At 53.0% G+C, this 18,061-nt stretch carries 16 protein-coding genes; 9 read left to right on the top strand and 7 right to left on the bottom strand.

Translation table 11 applies throughout. From position 1 onward, the window contains the following. Positions 1-18: 18 nt before the first annotated feature. From ACMAY6_RS00750 to ACMAY6_RS00740, 3 genes are read left to right on the top strand one after another with little or no spacing between them, the layout of a single operon-like run. Positions 19-1,275: a class I SAM-dependent methyltransferase gene (locus ACMAY6_RS00750; RefSeq protein WP_435213589.1), complete on the top strand. Its 1,257-nt coding sequence runs from the start codon at positions 19-21 to the stop codon at positions 1,273-1,275. A 3-nt stretch (positions 1,276-1,278) separates the two neighbouring features. Beyond that, the gene (gene nhaC, locus ACMAY6_RS00745) at positions 1,279-2,703 is read left to right on the top strand and encodes a Na+/H+ antiporter NhaC (RefSeq protein WP_435213587.1); all 1,425 of its coding nucleotides are present in this window, start codon (positions 1,279-1,281) and stop codon (positions 2,701-2,703) included. Further along, complete coding sequence (locus ACMAY6_RS00740; protein WP_435213585.1) at positions 2,700-3,143, top strand: acyl-CoA thioesterase; 444 nt, start codon at positions 2,700-2,702, stop codon at positions 3,141-3,143. Before nhaC ends, ACMAY6_RS00740 begins: the two co-directional genes overlap by 4 nt. Before the next feature lie 5 nt (positions 3,144-3,148). On the opposite strand, the gene epmA is transcribed toward ACMAY6_RS00740, so the two are convergent. The 3 genes from epmA to serB form a co-directional block, all read right to left on the bottom strand. Then, a complete protein-coding gene (epmA, locus tag ACMAY6_RS00735) occupies positions 3,149-4,099 on the bottom strand; it encodes an EF-P lysine aminoacylase EpmA (protein ID WP_435213583.1) in 951 nt (316 codons plus the stop codon). A 9-nt stretch (positions 4,100-4,108) separates the two neighbouring features. Further along, positions 4,109-4,681 (bottom strand): elongation factor P, encoded by a 573-nt coding sequence (efp, locus tag ACMAY6_RS00730; RefSeq protein WP_435213581.1) that lies wholly within the window; start codon positions 4,679-4,681, stop codon positions 4,109-4,111. 62 nt (positions 4,682-4,743) lie between these two features. Then, complete coding sequence (serB, locus tag ACMAY6_RS00725) at positions 4,744-5,664, bottom strand: phosphoserine phosphatase SerB (protein ID WP_435213579.1); 921 nt, start codon at positions 5,662-5,664, stop codon at positions 4,744-4,746. 79 nt (positions 5,665-5,743) lie between these two features. Between serB and ACMAY6_RS00720 the strand changes: the two genes are divergently transcribed. Continuing rightward, on the top strand, positions 5,744-7,003 hold the full coding sequence (locus ACMAY6_RS00720; protein ID WP_435213578.1) for a hypothetical protein: 1,260 nt from the start codon (positions 5,744-5,746) through the stop codon (positions 7,001-7,003). A gap of 9 nt (positions 7,004-7,012) precedes the next feature. Here the strand turns inward: ACMAY6_RS00720 and parC are convergent, their stop codons facing one another. Further along, on the bottom strand, positions 7,013-9,271 hold the full coding sequence (gene parC, locus ACMAY6_RS00715) for a DNA topoisomerase IV subunit A (protein WP_435213576.1): 2,259 nt from the start codon (positions 9,269-9,271) through the stop codon (positions 7,013-7,015). Between the two features lie 40 nt (positions 9,272-9,311). Next, on the bottom strand, positions 9,312-10,124 hold the full coding sequence (locus ACMAY6_RS00710; protein ID WP_435213574.1) for a cyclic nucleotide-binding domain-containing protein: 813 nt from the start codon (positions 10,122-10,124) through the stop codon (positions 9,312-9,314). Between the two features lie 100 nt (positions 10,125-10,224). Between ACMAY6_RS00710 and ACMAY6_RS00705 the strand changes: the two genes are divergently transcribed. Next, positions 10,225-10,677 carry a GNAT family N-acetyltransferase gene (locus ACMAY6_RS00705; protein ID WP_435213572.1) on the top strand — a complete coding sequence of 151 codons (453 nt, stop codon included), beginning with the start codon at positions 10,225-10,227 and terminating at the stop codon, positions 10,675-10,677. Between the two features lie 55 nt (positions 10,678-10,732). Here the strand turns inward: ACMAY6_RS00705 and typA are convergent, their stop codons facing one another. Continuing rightward, positions 10,733-12,550, bottom strand: a complete 1,818-nt coding sequence (gene typA, locus ACMAY6_RS00700) for a translational GTPase TypA (protein WP_435213570.1) — start codon at positions 12,548-12,550, stop codon at positions 10,733-10,735. Between the two features lie 392 nt (positions 12,551-12,942). On the opposite strand from typA, the gene glnA reads away from it, so the two are divergent. The 4 genes from glnA (at position 12,943) to ntrC (ending at position 17,535) form a co-directional block, all read left to right on the top strand. Then, positions 12,943-14,349, top strand: coding sequence for a glutamate--ammonia ligase (gene glnA, locus ACMAY6_RS00695; RefSeq protein ID WP_435213568.1), 1,407 nt, complete (start codon positions 12,943-12,945; stop codon positions 14,347-14,349). 136 nt (positions 14,350-14,485) lie between these two features. After that, positions 14,486-15,025 carry a DUF4124 domain-containing protein gene (locus ACMAY6_RS00690; protein WP_435213567.1) on the top strand — a complete coding sequence of 180 codons (540 nt, stop codon included), beginning with the start codon at positions 14,486-14,488 and terminating at the stop codon, positions 15,023-15,025. Next, positions 15,022-16,107, top strand: coding sequence for a nitrogen regulation protein NR(II) (gene glnL / locus ACMAY6_RS00685; RefSeq protein WP_435213565.1), 1,086 nt, complete (start codon positions 15,022-15,024; stop codon positions 16,105-16,107). The genes ACMAY6_RS00690 and glnL overlap by 4 nt, the downstream gene beginning before the upstream one ends. A gap of 3 nt (positions 16,108-16,110) precedes the next feature. Further along, complete coding sequence (gene ntrC, locus ACMAY6_RS00680; protein WP_435213564.1) at positions 16,111-17,535, top strand: nitrogen regulation protein NR(I); 1,425 nt, start codon at positions 16,111-16,113, stop codon at positions 17,533-17,535. A 4-nt stretch (positions 17,536-17,539) separates the two neighbouring features. On the opposite strand, the gene secB is transcribed toward ntrC, so the two are convergent. Further along, entirely contained in the window at positions 17,540-18,037 is a 498-nt protein-coding gene (gene secB / locus ACMAY6_RS00675) for a protein-export chaperone SecB (RefSeq protein ID WP_435213562.1), read from the bottom strand. Positions 18,038-18,061 lie beyond the last annotated feature (24 nt).

Below are 18,061 nucleotides of genomic sequence, written 5' to 3'. Positions count from 1 at the left end.
CCATCGAGGTAACACCCAATGTCTGAATCCAGTGTGCGAAACATTGTAAAGCTGCCCACTCTCAGCCGAGCTGCTAAGCCCCAATTAGCCAGAGAGCTGCTGCTGCGCTTGTTTCGAAATATTCGCGTCGGCACGCTGACTCTGCACGACGGCGATGAGGTATTTGCCCTCGGCAATGATGACCGCCCCGAGGCACCCCATGCGCACGTTGATATTCATGACAACCGAACTTATTGGCGCATTCTTACGGGGGGGACAATAGCCTCCGGTGAGGCCTACATTGATGGCGAGTGGAGTAGCCGAGACCTGACTGAAGTGACACGCTTGTTCAGTGCCAACATGGAAACAATGATGGCAATGAAAGATAAGCAAAGCTGGATTATGCAGTTAGGGTTAAAGCTTGCCCATTTTGGCAAACGAAACACGGAAACAGGGTCGAAAGAAAATATTGCCGCACATTACGACCTGGGTAATGATTTTTTTGAACTATTCCTAGATCCCACCATGATGTATTCGTCCGCGGCTTACCCCAATGCATCAGCAACTCTCGATGAGGCCGCGGTGCACAAACTCGACCTGATTTGCCAGTCATTGGAGTTAAAACCCGATGATGAGTTGATCGAGATAGGCACCGGGTGGGGTGGCATGGCCATGCATGCGGCCGAGCACTATGGCTGTAATGTCACCACAACGACAATATCTCAAGAGCAATATGAACACACCCTGCAAGCCGTGAAAGCTAGGGGTCTGGAAAATCAAATTACCGTGCTTTGCCAAGACTACCGTCAGCTCGAGGGCACCTTCGATAAACTCGTGTCCATTGAAATGATCGAAGCGGTGGGACATGAATTCTACGAGAGCTATTTCCGCTGCGTTAGTAAGCTGTTAAAGCCCACCGGCAAAGCGGTCATTCAGGCCATTACCATTCCCGATCAGCGCTATGACTTTGCCAGACAGTCCGTTGACTACATCAAGCGTTATATTTTTCCCGGAGGCTGCTTGCCGTCGTTAAGAGTTATTAGCGAAAACTTAGCCAACCACACTGACTTGCAAATCACCCAGCTACGCGACATCACCCTAGACTACGCACGCACCCTCGAAGCATGGCACCATAGCTTTTTGGAGCAAACTGAAAAGGTGAAAGAAATGGGCTTTGATGACCGGTTTATTCGTATGTGGCGGTTCTATCTCAGCTACTGCGAGGGCGGGTTCCGCGAGAGAATCATCGGCACCTTTCAAATCACCATGGCAAAACCCGGCTACCGTCCGGAATAGGCCATGCTACTTTCCCTTGTGCCCATTTTACTGCTGGTGGGTATGCTGGCAGGCGCAGTACAACTTTTCGGTTCAGATGCATCCTACGGGCCCAATCAAATCGTTCTTGTTATTGCCACGGGTATTGCAGCTCTTGTAGGGCTGCGCCGTGGCCTTCACTGGCCAGATATTCAAAAAGCACTAACTGACGGCATACAGGTGGGTCTCGGGCCCATTCTTATTTTACTTGCTGTGGGTGCTCTCATCGGAAGTTGGATCCTAGCGGGTACGGTACCGGCCATGATTTATCACGGCGTCGCACTGCTCGATCCCGAGATCTTTTATGCCGCATCTGCCGTCATCTGTGCGCTAGCGTCGATAAGTATCGGCAGCTCTTGGACAGTGGCTGGAACCCTAGGCATTGGCCTTATTGGTATCGCTGAGAGCTTTGGCCTCTCGAGCGCGATGACCGCAGGGGCGATCATCTCTGGCGCCTATTTCGGCGATAAACTGTCGCCGCTGTCAGACACGACAAACCTGGCAGCAGCCTGTGCCGGTGTCGATTTGTTTCAACACATTCGCCATATGCTTTGGACCACGGTACCCGCATTTGCCGTGGCCCTTGCCTTTTTTCTACTGATGAACAGCGAGCAAGTCACTCGCCCACCCGAGGATATTGCTCAGCTGCGAACCGCTCTTGCAGCCGAGTTCAATGTAGCCTGGTACAGCCTGTTACCCCTGCTAGGCATGCTGGTGCTGATTTTCTTAAGAGTGCCGGCCTACCCCGCCATATTGCTGTCCACCGCCATCGGCATTGTTTTTGCGTTACTGGTTCAGCCTGAAGCCGTTCGTCGTTTTGGTGAGAGCCTCGACAGCAATGGACCTGCACCTACTTTGAGGGGGTTATGGACTGTATTGTTCGCCGGCTATACCGGCAGCAGCACAGATCCATCGCTCAATGAGCTGCTGAGCAAAGGGGGGATGGCAAGCATGCTTAACACGGTTTGGCTCATTGTCACTGCCCTGTCTTTTGGCGGTGTACTTGAGCGAACAGGTATTTTGGCGCACTTGTTAGAGGCAGCACTCAAGAGAGTACGCAATACGGGAGATTTAGTATTGGCCACGGTGACCGGGGGTGTTGTCACCAACGTTCTCGCGGCCGATCAGTTTTTAGCTATTGCCTTACCCGGACGTATGTTTACAGTAGCCTATGACCAGCGTGGCCTGAATCGACTCAACCTGTCTCGGTCCCTCGAAGACTCTGCCACATTGACATCGGTGCTCATCCCCTGGAATACCTGCGGCGCCTACATGAGTGCCACCCTGGGCGTTTTGACCCTAGAATATTTGCCCTTCGCTGTCTTTAATTATGTATGCCCGCTGATTGCCATCACTCTTGGCTACCTGATGATTGCGCAAAAACCTGCCGATAAGGCAGCGCCAGCATGACCGTGCTCGATTGGGACTACCCCGCCCCACACGTTTACCCTGTGACAGTCAGCTCCGAGGATATCGATGCGCTATCCCACACCAATAACGGCGTGTACGTGTATTGGTGCGAGCAAGCCGCTTGGTCTCACACTCGCGACCTTGGACTCGGCGAAAATCAGTATCGAGCGCTGAATCGCGCAATGGCACTCACGCAGGCGGAATACCAGTATCTTCGCGCGACCCATGAAAGCGATGAACTTCAAGTCGGCACTTGGATAACCCGGTGGGACCGAAAGTTGACCATGGAACGCCAGTTTCAAATCATTGATATCAACAACGGAAAAACTGTGTTGCGCGCCAAACATCAGTTCGTCTGTATTGAAATTTCCACGGGCAAACCCCGTCGCCCGCCTCAGGAGTTCGTAGATCGATACGGGCCTGTGGTACTTAGCCTTTAAAAACCTTAACTGCGTGACCACGCAAAGCTCAAGACGGCATCTAAATCTTGCGCTCCCGTCTTTAATGCCAGTAATCGATCGACGCCCAAAGCGACACCTGCACAAGAGGGCAGGCCCGCCGATAGAGCCCCAAGCAACTGCTCGTCAGGACTGCGACTCCTTTGGCCACGCGTTTGACGTAAGCTGTTATCTGCAGCAAACCGCGCTCTGAGATCGGCGGCATCGCCGCACTCCCAGTAGCCATTGGCCAACTCGATACCATCCACATAGCATTCAAAACGAGCCCCACAGGGCTCTCCCATCACATCTATAATCTGTCGTGCCAAGGCGGCCTGAGATTCAGGATAATCAACGACTAAAACAATGCCCCAGCCCGCTATTTCAGGCTCCACGCAATGACTCATCAACAAATCGAACAAATCATCTCGCTCAAGCTGCGATGGAATTTCCCCCAACCGGCGTGAGGCCAATAGCTCGAGATCCTCTCTAGAAGCACTGTGAGCACTGGTGCCCAGCACCTCCTGAAAGAGCGCTGACCATGACCAAACCTGCCACCCCGGGCGTTCCAGCACAGCCGCAACGAGTTCCCCAACCTCACGCGCCAGTTGATAGTGGTCGATACCCAGTCGGTACCATTCCAGCAACGTGTACTCAGGGTTATGACGGGCTCCCTGCTCCTCCAGCCGAAAGGCCTTACAAATCTGAAAAATATCGCCACTGCCCGCCGCTAACAGGCGTTTCATAGCGTATTCCGGAGAGGTCTGTAAAAACCGCGTTTCTGTGCCGCAGGGCACTTCAAAATTTTCTAAGGCAGGGTCTGACACTCCCGCACGACACAACAGTGGTGTCTCCACCTCCATGATGTGGTGCTGGGCAAAGTAATTTCTGAGATCCGCCAGCAAAGCCGCTCGCTGCCGCTGGACGGCATGATCAGCTCCCGGGCGCCAGGTTGTCACTGCTGCCGTTCAGCTCTTACTCGCGCGACTGACGTACTCTCCGGTGCGGGTATCAATCCGGATAGACTCACCCTGTGAGATAAACAAAGGAACGCGTACTACAGCACCTGTAGTCAGGGTAGCCGGCTTGGAGCCGCCCTGGGCGGTATCGCCTTTCAAGCCTGGGTCTGTTTCAGTAATCTCAAGCTCAATAAAGTTAGGCGGGCTCACGGTAATCGGTGCCCCGTTGTATAGGGTGACCTCATACTTTTCCTGCTCTCTCAACCATTTCTGCGTATCCCCCACGGCATCAGCACCGGCAGCATGCTGGTCGTAGCTGACCGGATCCATGAAGTAAAAGAATTCACCATCGGTGTAGGAGTACTCAAGCTCCACATCGAGGACATCGGCGCCCTCAAGAGAGTCGCCAGACTTAAATGTGCGATCCCATACGCGGCCTGAACGCAAATTACGTAATTTCACGCGGTTAAATGCCTGGCCTTTACCCGGTTTCACGAACTCGTTTTCGAGAATGGAGCAAGGCTCACCATCGAGCATCACTTTTAGACCGGATTTAAATTCGTTGGTAGAAAAATTGGCCATAGGGCGCTCCTTACGTCAGTCGCCGCGAATCATACCGCAGCATTGCTCCGAGTTCAGCGCTCTTAATCACCGAGTTCGCTTCCAGCGCCCAGATAATATAAAACGCCATCGAGACCCGCATGATTCAGCTGCACATCCACCTGTTTCTGAATGACGGGTTTAGCAGCGTACGCCACCCCGAGTCCAGCCGTCGTCAGCATCGGTAAATCATTGGCGCCGTCACCCACCGCGATAGTGTCAGCGAGATCAATATCTCGCCGCCTTGCAATTTCCACTAACGTTTCACGCTTGTAGTCACCATCAACAATGGGTAGCTGCACTTTTCCCGTCAACACTCCTCGATCGATCTCTAGGCCGTTAGCATGGACCTCATCAAAACCGAACTGCCGCTGTAAATATTGAGCAAACGGCATAAATCCACCGGACAAAATAGCAGTGTAAATGCCTCTGGCACGCAAAGTTAGGATCAACTCACCCACACCCTCGGTGATAGGCATGGCGTCCATGATGCCATCGACAACAGCAGCATCTAGGCCCTTGAGCAACGCCACCCGCTCAATAAAGCTTGCTTGGAAATCAAGCTCACCTCGCATGGCACGGTCGGTGATGGCAGCGACTTGCTCACCGACTCCCGCGTACCTTGCAAGCTCATCGATGACCTCGCAACGAATCAACGTCGAATCCATATCAAAGACCGCGAGGCGATACCGACGCACTCGCGAAGCCAATGTTTGTATCGCCCAGTCCATTGGTGCTTGAACTTCAAGCGCCCTGAGGGATTGTGTCAATGAATTCACATCCACACCTGCGGGCAAGGAATAAACACGCGCTGATCGTCGCTCCGCCAATGATCGAGGCACGGCCAATGCTTTGACGTCGAGCACTGTTACCGATAATGCCCGTAAGGCTTTATCGATAGGGGCAAAGGCATCGGCCTGACTACTGGTCGAGATAGCAGTCAATGCGTAGAGATTGTCAGTCATAGATTATTCCTTGGGGAGGACAAGCATAGCGCAGACGTGAGGTTTATACTGCGAGTTACTCAAAAGAAGGCCGAAAATAGTGCGCGCACTCACCATCGCTTTCCGCAGCTTACCGCTGCATCAGCAGCTAGCCGCAACCGCGTGTTTGTGCTGTCTCATTTCCAGTCTTGCATTGGTCGCGCTAGCCGCACAGTCCAGCAGTCACAGCCAAGCCAACCTGCAAAGCGAGTACGGGAAAGCTGTTGCCGAGCAATTAGCCCGGCGACTGAGTGCAGAGATGGCGACTGGTGACCGCCTGGGAATCGCCGGCGAGCTAAACAAACTTGCCGAACAGCAAAGTATCGTCGCAGCGAGAGCACTTGACGTCGATAAACGCGAACTTGCCGCGGTTGGGAAGCAACAATCCAGCAGTTTGATCTTTCAGGCCCCGATTATGATTGCTGGGGATCAGGCGGGTATCGCGGAAGTCGCGCTCAACACAGCCGTTCGCGACAGTACCCAGTTTCGATTTGTGGTCAGCCTCTCTGGTCTGGCGATATTACTAAGCATTGCTGTGTACCTGACCACCCGAACTCTCGCTTTGCGAGTGGGCAAAAACTTACAAGCCGTAGCGGCAGAGCTGGGTGCTGTCGGAGATTCCCAAAAGGTAAGCACTAATGAGATCGAAGCGCTAAGAGAACGGGTTGCAGCACTGCCACTGGATTTATTGAGACCGCCCTCCGAAACGCAACAGGAGGGTAATCAGCACTATGTTGAAACCGCCATCCTTTTCATTCACTTCAGAAGCCTACCTGGTTACTTGGAAACAGTGGACGAAAGACGGCTGCAGCGCTATGTCGCTCATGTGCACCGAATGATCTACGGCGCGTCGGGCTTTTATAATGGTGAGCTGCAGGTCGTACGCCAGTTCGGTATTGCCGTGTGGTTCACCGGTAAACACAAAATTGCCTCCCCGACGGTTCGGGCTGCAAGTAGCGCGTGGCTGATTCAACAGACCGCACCAAAGCTTGAGCAGCAACTCAGATTGTCGGTTGGCTTAGGGCTTGCCGTAGGCGACAGTGAACTTGGACGCGGCGATAGCGAAGACATTTATCCGGGGTTGTATACCCAAGCTGCTGTGGATGAGCTAGAGGCGTTAGCCCGCCAATCGGGGAACGAAATTCACCTGCTCGAATCTTTGATACAAGACGTACAGCTGATCAACCGTGTCAGCATCAAAGAGGCTACAGCCGGACGCTATCAACTGGGGACATTTGCCGATGGCCATAGGGACCTGCTCGAGCGCCAACGCGAAATTTTGCTGCGGGCCCTGATTACCAATGAGCAGCCCGAAGAATAAGTTCAGACTTCAGTCTGCTCCTACCACGCCCACAGCAACTACCTTCTGAAAACCGTTAGGCAACTTATTGCCACGCCTTCCCCGCTCACCACGATAATGCTCGAGATCACTGAATTTGAGTTTCAAGTGGCGTTTACCCGCAGTAATTTGCAATACATTGCCAGCAACCAAAACGACCGCGCCCACCATTAATTCCTCGCGGGCAGCCGCCCTTGGGGTTGGAATACCAATGATTTTATTTCCCTTGCCGCGAGATAGCTCGGGAAGCTCTGAAAGCGGGAATACCAGTAACCGACCTTCATTTGTCACCGCGGCAACCATTGCTGACTCGTCCGCGCTGCCAACACTGCCGGGCTGTAGTACGCCAGCACCTTTAGGCAACGACAAAACCGCTTTTCCCGCCTTATTTTTAGTTTGCAAATCAGCAAATCGTGCGACAAAACCATAGCCCGCGTCACTGGCTAACAGAAAGCGATCTGCATCTACTCCCGTGAGTAAGGCCTCGAAAGTTGCCCCCGATGGAGGGTTGATGCGGCCTGTCAGTGGCTCTCCTTGGCCACGAGCCGAGGGCAACTGGTGGCTGGGTAAACTGTATGACCGACCGGTGGAGTCAAAGACAACGGTGGGTTGGTTGCTGCGTCCTTTGGCCGCCAATTTAAACGCGTCTCCCGATTTATAGCTGAGCGATTCGGGGTCAATATCGTGGCCTTTGGCCGCTCTTATCCAACCCTTCTCAGAAAGAACAATGGTCAAGGGGTCCGCCGTGGTCAGCTCCAATTCACTGAAAGCCTTGGCCTCTTCACGCTCGACAATAGGCGAACGACGCTCATCGCCGTGGTCCTTAGCAACGGCCTCCAGTTCTTTTTTTATCAGGGTTTTTAGTCGTGCATCACTGCCCAACGTTTTTTCGAGATCATCACGCTCCTCAGCCAATTCATTTTGCTCGCCGCGAATTTTCATTTCCTCGAGCTTGGCAAGATTTCGCAGCTTCAAATCGAGAATAGCGTCGGCCTGTAGCTCAGTCAGCCCAAACCGTGCCATGAGCGCGGGGCGAGGCTCGTCTTCCTCACGAACGATGCGAATGACCTCATCAATATTCAAATAAGCAACGAGGTAGCCCTCAAGAATGTGTAGTCTCTTCAGGACTTTTTCTAACCGATGCTCCAAGCGACGGCGCACGGTGGTCCTGCGGAACTCCAACCATTCGAGCAAAATTGTCGCCAACGATTTCACGCCCGGACGACCGTCGATTCCTATCACATTAAGATTGACCCGATAGTTTCGCTCTAGATCAGTGGTCGCAAACAGATGACTCATCAACGCATCAAGATCAACTCTGTTTGAACGGGGCACTACTACGAAGCGTGTTGGATGCTCATGATCAGACTCATCACGGAGGTCACCAACCATTGGCAGCTTTCTGGCCTGCATTTGGGCGGCAATTTGTTCAAGGACTTTCGATCCAGAAACTTGATGCGGTAAGGCGTAAATCACCACGGCACCATCCTCGATCCGCCAAGCCGCGCGCATTTTGAGGGAGCCCCGACCGGTTTTATACATCGCACTAATTTCAGAGCGAGGCGTTATGATTTCGGCTTCAGTGGGAAAGTCAGGACCCTGAATAATATCACTGAGATCTTCTAGCCCGGCCCGGGGCGCCTCTAACAAACGGATAGTTGCACTAACAACCTCCCGGAGGTTGTGCGGTGGAATATCAGTGGCCATACCCACAGCAATCCCTGTTGTGCCGTTGAGCAACAGGTTCGGAACACGTGCCGGCAACACCATAGGCTCATCGAGAGTGCCATCAAAGTTTGGTTGCCAATCAACAGTACCCTGTCCCAACTCAGCCAAGAGAATGTCAGCGTAGTGCGTGAGCCTAGATTCGGTGTAACGCATCGCTGCAAACGACTTAGGGTCGTCGGGTGATCCCCAGTTACCTTGACCATCGATTAAGGGATAGCGATAGCTGAAGTCCTGAGCCATAAGCACCATGGCTTCATAGGCGGCGCTGTCACCATGGGGATGAAACTTGCCAATGACATCACCGACGGTGCGCGCCGATTTTTTAAATTTAGCCGTAGCTTTCAGACCCAGCTCACTCATCGCATAAACGATACGTCGCTGGACGGGCTTGAGCCCATCCCCGATATTGGGCAGCGCGCGATCCAGAATGACGTACATCGAATAATCGAGGTAAGCCTTTTCGGCATAATCGCGTAACGATAGGGTTTCAGGGCTCGTTGCGCCCATTACCGGATCAGACATTAACTGGAACTCTCAGTATTTAAGTGACTAGGAATAAGTTTTACGGTTCTGACACACGTTGGCGCAATGCCACTACCTCTCCGTTCAGTGCCGTAATAGAGCGCGCCATATCGACCAACAGGCCCTGCACAGCTTCTGGTCGTGTACGAATAATTTCAAAAAATCGGTCCTTGGGAACGCGCAACACCGAACAGCGTTCTAGAGCAGTTACGGTGGCATTCCTGTGCCCATTAGTCAGTGCCGCCATTGTGCCAAACAGCTCACCCGTGGCTATTCTGGCAACGGGCTGTTCATCTACCAACACCTGTGCAACTCCCGCCACCATTGAAAATACGTCATCAGCGGGGTCTCCCTGCTGAATAATGACCGCGCCGGGGGAATAAACCTCGGTGTCTCCCCTTAGCCCGGTTTGTCGCTGGATACTTAAACCACTCATTCGATACATGAGGGATTGTGTTTGGATGAGTGCCGCGAGCCATAGCCTTTGGCGAGCATCATCTGCACTGATTGCGCGGAGAAACGCCCCCTGCTCCCAAGTTCGGACGGTAGCACCCTCCTCCGAACCAAATTGGAGCGCTGTTACAGTGGCAGGAACTAGGGCGCTGTCGCCAAGAACAAGGTCACCGGGCTCCAACACGCTCACCACAGTTTGTTCATGCATAACAGATACTAAACCCGACTCTACGCAGGCAATGGTGTTATCGGGGAGAGGGGTGAAGTAAACGGAACGACTGGCAGGTAAATCAACCGTACTCGATTCGATATCGAGCCCAGCAAATACGCCAGACAACGATTGTCTTGCCGCCCTGTTGAGGAGGTCAAAATCGTCCTGTACCTGTCCCATGGTCAGCATGATCTGCAGCCCTTTAATTCCTGTTCCACGGAATCCTAACCCGATAAACTACCCATGTCCCCGGAAAGGGCATTCCTTGACCAAAAAAACTGGCCACACTATGTCTAATACCCTTCAGTGGCGTTTTCGCCACTTCAATGTTTTCAGTGCATTAGAGTGGCACGCCATGCTGAACATGCGCAGCCGCATATTCGTTGTTGAGCAACGCTGTCCCTATCAAGATCCCGACGACGTAGACCCACACTGTTGGCACCTTGAGGGTTTACTGGACGGGGAACTCATCGCCAGCTTGAGGATTGCACCCCCAGGGGCAGTTTATGAGGAGGTGTCGATCGGCCGAGTCGCAGTGGCCCCCGACAACAGGGGCCAGTCACTAGGTCGCGAGCTCATGGTTAAAAGCATGGCCTACGCTCAAGACCTGTGGCCTAACCACGGCGTAAGAATTAGCGGTCAGGCGTACCTACAGGAGTTTTATCACGGCTTGGGATTTACAACCGTAAAAGGCCCCTATCTCGAGGACGACCTGCCCCACTTCGAAATGCTGCTCAGTTAGATCGGCCTTACCTGACCGATCTATGGCGCGAAGCCGACAAAAATATATTCTTGCTTTAGGCTGCGCTGCGAGCTGCGCGCTTACGCTCGTGTTCGAGCAGCAGTTTCTTGCGCAGTCGAATGCTATCAGGAGTCACTTCGACAAGCTCATCATCCTCAATAAACTCCAAAGCCTGCTCCAGACTATGTCGTACTGGAGACGTCAAAATGAGCGCTTCGTCTGTGCCTGAGGCCCTAACATTGGTCAGTTGCTTGGCTTTCGTCGGGTTAACAACCAAGTCGTTACCACGGCTATGCAGCCCAACAATCTGACCCTCGTACACGTCCTTGTTGGGATCGACAAAAAGGCGACCTCGGTCCTGCAAGGTGTATAAAGCGTAGGCTAGGGTTTTACCTTTCACCATGGAAACCAGAACGCCGTTTACGCGTCCGCCCAACTCTGCACGTTTAACAGGGCCGTAATGATCAAAGACGTGGGTCATGATACCCGAGCCTGAAGTGAGAGTTAAAAACTGCGAACGAAAGCCAATTAGCCCTCTTGCCGGAACAATAAACTCAAGGCGCACGCGTCCGTTACCGTCTATCACCAGGTTTTTCATTTCAGCCCTGCGCAGACCCAACTCCTCCATCACACCACCCTGATGCTCTGACTCACAGTCAATCACCAGATTTTCATAGGGCTCACAGAGCTCACCGTCGATTTCTTTTTGAATCACTTCGGGTCTCGAAACACCCAACTCAAAGCCTTCACGGCGCATGCTCTCTATCAGCACTGACAGGTGCAGCTCACCGCGACCGGATACCGAAAACTTGTCTGGAGAATCACCCTCTTCCACGCGCAGAGCCACGTTGTGTATGAGTTCCCGATCGAGACGCTCCCGGATATTACGTGAGGTCACGTACTTGCCTTCGAGCCCTGCAAAGGGCGAGTCATTGACCTGAAAGGTCATGCTAACCGTGGGTTCATCTACCGAGAGAGGCGGCAGTGGCTCTGGGGTATCCGGACTGCACAGCGTGTCAGAAATATTTAATGCCTCAATTCCGGTCACGCAAACGATGTCTCCAGCACCAGCTTCAGTCACTTCAACGCGCTCAAGGCCCTGATAACCCATAACCTGCAGGATTTTTCCGTTACGACTGTCGCCATTGCGATCGATAACAGCGACCTGCGTGTTGGGTGTTACCGAACCTCGGGTGATGCGTCCCACACCAATAACACCGACATAGCTGCTGTAGTCGAGCGCGGAAATTTGTAACTGCAGCGGGCCCGATGTGTCTACCGATGGTGGCGGCACTTTATCGACAATGGTTTGAAACAACGGCGCCATATCGGTGCCCATCGCTTCGTGCTCTTCACCTGAGATCCCGTTGAGGGCAGAGGCGTAAATAATAGGGAAGTCGAGCTGCTGCTCGTTGGCACCTAGGGAGTCAAAAAGATCGAAAACTTGGTCAACCACCCAATCAGGCCTGGCACCAGGACGATCGACCTTGTTAATGACCACAATGGGGTTAAGTCCGCGCTCAAATGCTTTGGAGGTCACAAAACGCGTCTGTGGCATGGGTCCGTCTACGGCATCAACCAGCAAAAGGACAGAATCCACCATAGATAGCACCCGCTCCACTTCGCCGCCGAAATCTGCGTGTCCGGGTGTATCCACAATATTGATACGATAATCTTGCCAGCGGATCGCCGTATTCTTGGCAAGAATGGTAATGCCACGTTCTTTTTCCTGGTCGTTGGAATCCATAATCCGCTCGGTCCCTGCCGCTTTCCGGTCAAGGGTGCCGGACTGCTGCAGCAGACAATCCACAAGTGTTGTTTTGCCATGGTCTACGTGGGCGATGATGGCAATATTTCTCAGCTGGCTGATCACGCGGCGTGTCTCTCCAAGATAAGGGGGGTTGGGCGGCGCGGAGTCTACCAGAGGCTGCCGCACAACTGGTCTGCAATATTACGGTTACAAGCGAAAATAAGATCTGGCGCTGCTGAGGATCATTTGCCCATTTATGGGGCAAAAAATGCGCGATTTTAGTGCGTAGCGCACTTTTATAGTGCGGATATGCCGATTACTTGGCATCCAAAAATCCTGCGCTTTAGATTATTTACTATAATTTTCAATGGTTTATATTTTTTTTAGCCGAGAAGACTCCTCTGGCATACACCTTGCACTATCCCACACCGTTGATTCATGGCATGGTGCATGCCCCAATCATCAAGCCTTGGGGCTCGTTAAAGCCCCCATTTAGATATTTGAAGGAGTTAGCCATGTCGGAGCGCACGCTCACCTTAATCAAAGACAATGATATTCGCTGGGTAGACCTGCGTTTCACCGATACCATGGGTAAAGAGCAACACGTCTCTATTCCCGCCACGGAGGTGGACGAGGATTTTTTCGAAGAGGGCAAGATGTTTGACGGCTCATCTATTTCCGGTTGGAAGGGCATCAACGAATCAGACATGATTTTGATGCCTGACGATGGCAGCTCAATTTTAGACCCCTTCACCGATGACGCGACCGTGATTCTCCGGTGCGACATTATTGAGCCAACAACGATGCAAGGCTACGAGCGTGATCCTCGCAGCGTCGCCAAGCGCGCGGAAGCCTACCTCACGTCGACAGGTATCGGCGACACCGCTTTTTTTGGCCCAGAGCCTGAATTTTTTGTCTTCGATGACATTAAATGGCACTCCGATATTAGTGGTGCCGGGTACAGCATCAATTCAGAAGAGGCGGCCTGGTCATCTTCAGCCCATTACGACGATGGCAACACCGGCCACCGGCCAAAAGTTAAAGGCGGTTACTTCCCTGTACCACCCGTGGACAGCCTCCACGATATACGCGCCGCCATGTGTTCAGCCATGGAGCAGATGGGCCTGGATGTAGAGGTACATCACCACGAAGTGGGCACAGCGGGTCAGTGCGAAATTGGCATCCGCTTCAACACGTTGGTTAAGAAAGCAGACGAAGTGCAGATCCTCAAGTACTGCGTTCACAACGTTGCCCATGCTTATGGCAAAACCGCTACCTTCATGCCCAAGCCTTTAGTCGGTGACAATGGCTCGGGAATGCACGTGCACCAATCGGTTGCCAAAGACGGCGACAACACCTTCGCCGGTGACGGTTACTCGGGACTTTCCGAAACTGCGCTCTACTATATTGGCGGCATTATTAAGCACGCCAGAGCGCTGAATGCCTTTGCCAATGCGTCTACCAACAGCTACAAGCGACTGGTACCCGGTTTTGAAGCTCCGGTCATGCTGGCTTATTCAGCCCGTAATCGCTCTGCTTCTATCCGCATTCCTTACGAGCCATCACCACGAGGCAAGCGCGTTGAGGTCCGGTTCCCCGACCCTACAGCAAACCCTTATCTAGCCTTCGCTGCCATGCTGATGGCCGGCTTGGACGGCATCCAGAACAAAATTCATCCTGGCGAAGCGGCAGATAAGGACCTTTATGACCTGCCAGCAGAGGAAGCTAAGGCAATTCCAACGGTGGCTTCCAGTCTTGAAGTAGCACTCAACGCTCTCGATGAAGACCGCGACTTCCTAACACGAGGCGAAGTTTTCACCGACGATATGATTGATGCCTACATCGGTCTGAAGCGCGAGGAGATTCAGCGTCTCGACATGACAACTCACCCCGTTGAGTTTGACATGTACTACTCGCTTTAAAGTGCTCGAGAGTCCTTACGCCTGATTGGGGCGTGAGGGCTCTAAATTCTCTGATGCCGTAACCGGCATTCACGCTCTGGTTCAAAACGACCAATCAGTGCAAGCTGTTCTTGGGACAACCCTTGGAGCCGGATCAATGATCAAAATTGCCAAAGGATTAGGTGTCGCAACCATTGCGATTTCAGCGCTCAACACCCTGCCCCTTCAGGCAGAAATCTATAAATACACCGACAAAAATGGTAAATCTGTGTTCAGCGACAGGCCTCCAGCAGAAAGCCAGTCAGGCATAATCCAAGAAGTTGAGCTCAATCCTACCAACCTCTCAGAACCGCCCCCGAACATTCCAAAACCTATCAGGGAGCCCAGAGGCCCTGAGGCTCTGATAACGTACTCCACCATCATCACAAGTCCTAGCGAAGGCACAACCGTGCCTATGGGTCCCGGAGATTTTGGCGTGACCGCCCAATTCTCTCCCCCTCTGGAGGTTGACGAGTTCGCGCTCCTGGAAATCGATGGAGCAGCAATAGGTCAACCGCAGAAGGGTAATAGCTGGCAGCTTCGAAATGTTTATCGAGGGGAGCACCAAGTCACGATTAAGCGTCAGAACACGGAAGGGGAAGTGTTGGATGTATCGGCTCCGGTAACTGTTTATGTACTCAGGCCGTCCATAAGGTGAGCTCTATCAGTCAGTACAAGCAGGGTGCACCTCAAGTCGCCGCTCAGGATCAGATGCTCGAAGCCCTGGCGACAGCCGTGATTATGCTCGATACCGAACTACGCATCGTTAGCTTGAATCCCGCCAGTGAAACCTTGCTACAGGCCTCCAGTGAGCGCACTCGGGGCGTACATTTTGATCGCCTGGTCAGCCTGAATCAGGACTGGCAAAACCTTCTTACCCAAGTACAAAGTGAAAATTTTCCCACGGTGAAACGTGAGATGCCGCTGTTACTTCACAGCGGCGCTCAGTACTGCGTGGACCTCATTATCAGCCCCCTGCAAACTGCCGGTGGCAACCCTAGCCTTCTGTTAGAGCTCAACCCCGTAGACCGGCTCAATGCCATCAGTGAAGACGCACAACTCAGAGAAGCACAGGCCTCTATGCGCCAAGTCATCAAAGGTTTGGCCCACGAAGTAAAAAACCCACTGGGGGGCATTCGAGGAGCGGCTCAACTGCTTGCGCGGGAGTTAGGTGACGGGAAGCTCACAGAATACACCGACGTCATTATGGAAGAGGTGGATCGCTTACGCACCTTGGTAGACCGGATGCTCGGCCCAAGAGAGCGGCTGTTAACCCGCTTCATGAATATCCATGAAGTTCTTGAGCGCGTCAGACAACTTACAGAAGCCGAATCTGGCGGCAAGGTTGTTATCGAACGGGACTACGATCCATCGCTGCCTGAATTCAAGGCAGACCCCGACCAACTGACCCAAGTCATATTAAACATCACGCGCAACGCCAGCCAAGCCATGTCGGGTCAAGGCACGATAACGCTTCGAAGTCGTGCCAAGCGCCAATATACCCTGGGTGGTAAACGCCACAAGTTGGTGTGTTGCCTAGACATTGTCGACGCAGGTCCGGGCATCCCCAGTGACCAATTGCACCAATTATTCCTACCGATGGTGACATCTAGCACCAAGGGCAATGGGCTGGGTTTATCGATCGCCCAGATGATCGCCAACAGACATGGTGGCCTTATCCAGTGCGAGAGCGAACCCGGCCATACCTGTTTTACCGTTTTATTACCGATGGAGACTTGAGACGTGTCTGAAGACCGAACAGTTTGGGTGGTTGATGACGATCGCTCCATACGCTGGGTTATGGAAAAGGCTTTAACTCAGGCAGGGCTTCTATGTCAGAGCTTTGAAACAGCAGAGGCCTTGCTAGACGCCATTGCATCAGGAGCCCCTGATGTTGTGATCAGTGATATTCGCATGCCGGGCATCGATGGCCTCGCGTTGTTGGGCGAATTGCGCGCTGAATACCCAGAGCTGCCGGTCATCATTACAACGGCGCACTCTGACCTCGACAGCGCCGTAGCCTCTTATGAAGAAGGTGCTTTTGAATACCTACCCAAGCCCTTCGATGTCGATGAAATTGTTGCGACCGTTATGCGCACCCCGACCATGCGCAAAGAACGAAGAGCCCCTGTTGCTGAACTACCCGATAAGCCCACTGAAATCATTGGTAATGCCCCAGCCATGCAAGAGGTGTTTCGAGCTATAGGCCGCCTCGCTCACAGCCAAATCACCGTCCTTATTAATGGCGAATCTGGCACCGGAAAAGAGCTGGTGGCACGGGCATTGCACCGTCACAGCCCCCGTAAAGATGGGCCTTTTATTGCACTCAACATGGCGGCCATCCCAAGGGAACTAATGGAATCAGAGCTATTCGGGCATGAAAAAGGCGCTTTCACGGGAGCATCGGCCAGACGAGTGGGTCGATTTGAGCAGGCTGACTCCGGCACGCTTTTTCTTGATGAAATCGGCGACATGCCAGCAGAAACTCAGACACGATTACTGCGTGTTCTAGCCGATGGCGAGTTTTTCCGAGTGGGGGGCGCGACCCCGGTGCAAGCTGATGTCAGAATTATCGCAGCCACCCATCAAAACCTAGAAAATCTCGTCGCAAACGGGCAGTTTCGAGAAGATCTATTTCACCGCCTTAACGTCATTAGGATTCACCTTCCTCGCCTTGCAGATCGGCAAGAAGATATCCCAAAGCTGATGCAATTCTTCCTGAGTAAGGCTGCCCAAGAACTCGGGGTGGAAGGAAAAGTATTGTCCACTTCAGCGTCACGCTACCTTTGCCAATTACCCTGGCCAGGCAACGTGAGACAACTTGAAAATACCTGCCGCTGGTTAACCGTGATGGCCGCGGGCCGTGAGATTCATCCAAGCGACCTGCCACCTGAATTACTAGAGCCCGCTCAAACCGCACGAACTCCCGACGCCGCAACATGGCAAGACGTGCTGGCGACTTGGGCGCAGCAGCGGCTTGCTGCGGGCGAGTCCAATGTTCTGCGGAAGGCACTGCCAGAGTTCGAGCGCATAATGATTACCGCCGCCTTAGCTCATACCGGAGGCAAACGCGCTGAGGCCGCAGAAACGCTGGGTTGGGGTCGCAATACGCTGACGCGCAAGATCAAAGAATTAGAAGAGGACGGCACCCCCGCAGGGGGCGCCTAAACGTTTACTCGGCGTCTGACTCGACCTGTGCCGCAGCTTCCTGCTGAGCCTGACTGGCAACAGCCTGTCGGTACAACGCTTCAAAGTTGACCGGAGCTAGCATCAAGGGAGGGAATCCACCCTTCACTACCAAGGCGTCAATACTTTCCCGTGCGTAAGGGAATAAAATATTGGGCCCAACCGTTGCCAAGACCTGCCGCAGTGCCTCGCCCTCAATGCCAACAACGAAGAATATGCCAGCTTGCTGAACTTCGACCAGAAACGCCGTGTCGTCTTCCATTTTAGCGGTAACCGTTAAGGTTAAAACGACCTCATGATTGCCTTCTTCGTCAACTCTGGAGCTTTTGGTATTGAGATCAATGTTGACGTTTGGCTGCCAGCTTTGACGAAATATCTGTGGCGTTGACGGTGATTCAAAGGAAATGTCCTTTGTGTAAATCCGTTGCAATGTAAATTGCTGCTGGGGTGCCTGACCCTCTGCCGCGGCTTGTTCTTCAGCCATGAAACGACTCCTTAATTAGCTGTG

Origin of the sequence: Luminiphilus sp. nBUS_16 (assembly GCF_051201645.1) — a bacterium.
Lineage (GTDB): Bacteria > Pseudomonadota > Gammaproteobacteria > Pseudomonadales > Halieaceae > Luminiphilus.
This window is presented reverse-complemented; position numbering and strand designations above follow the sequence as displayed.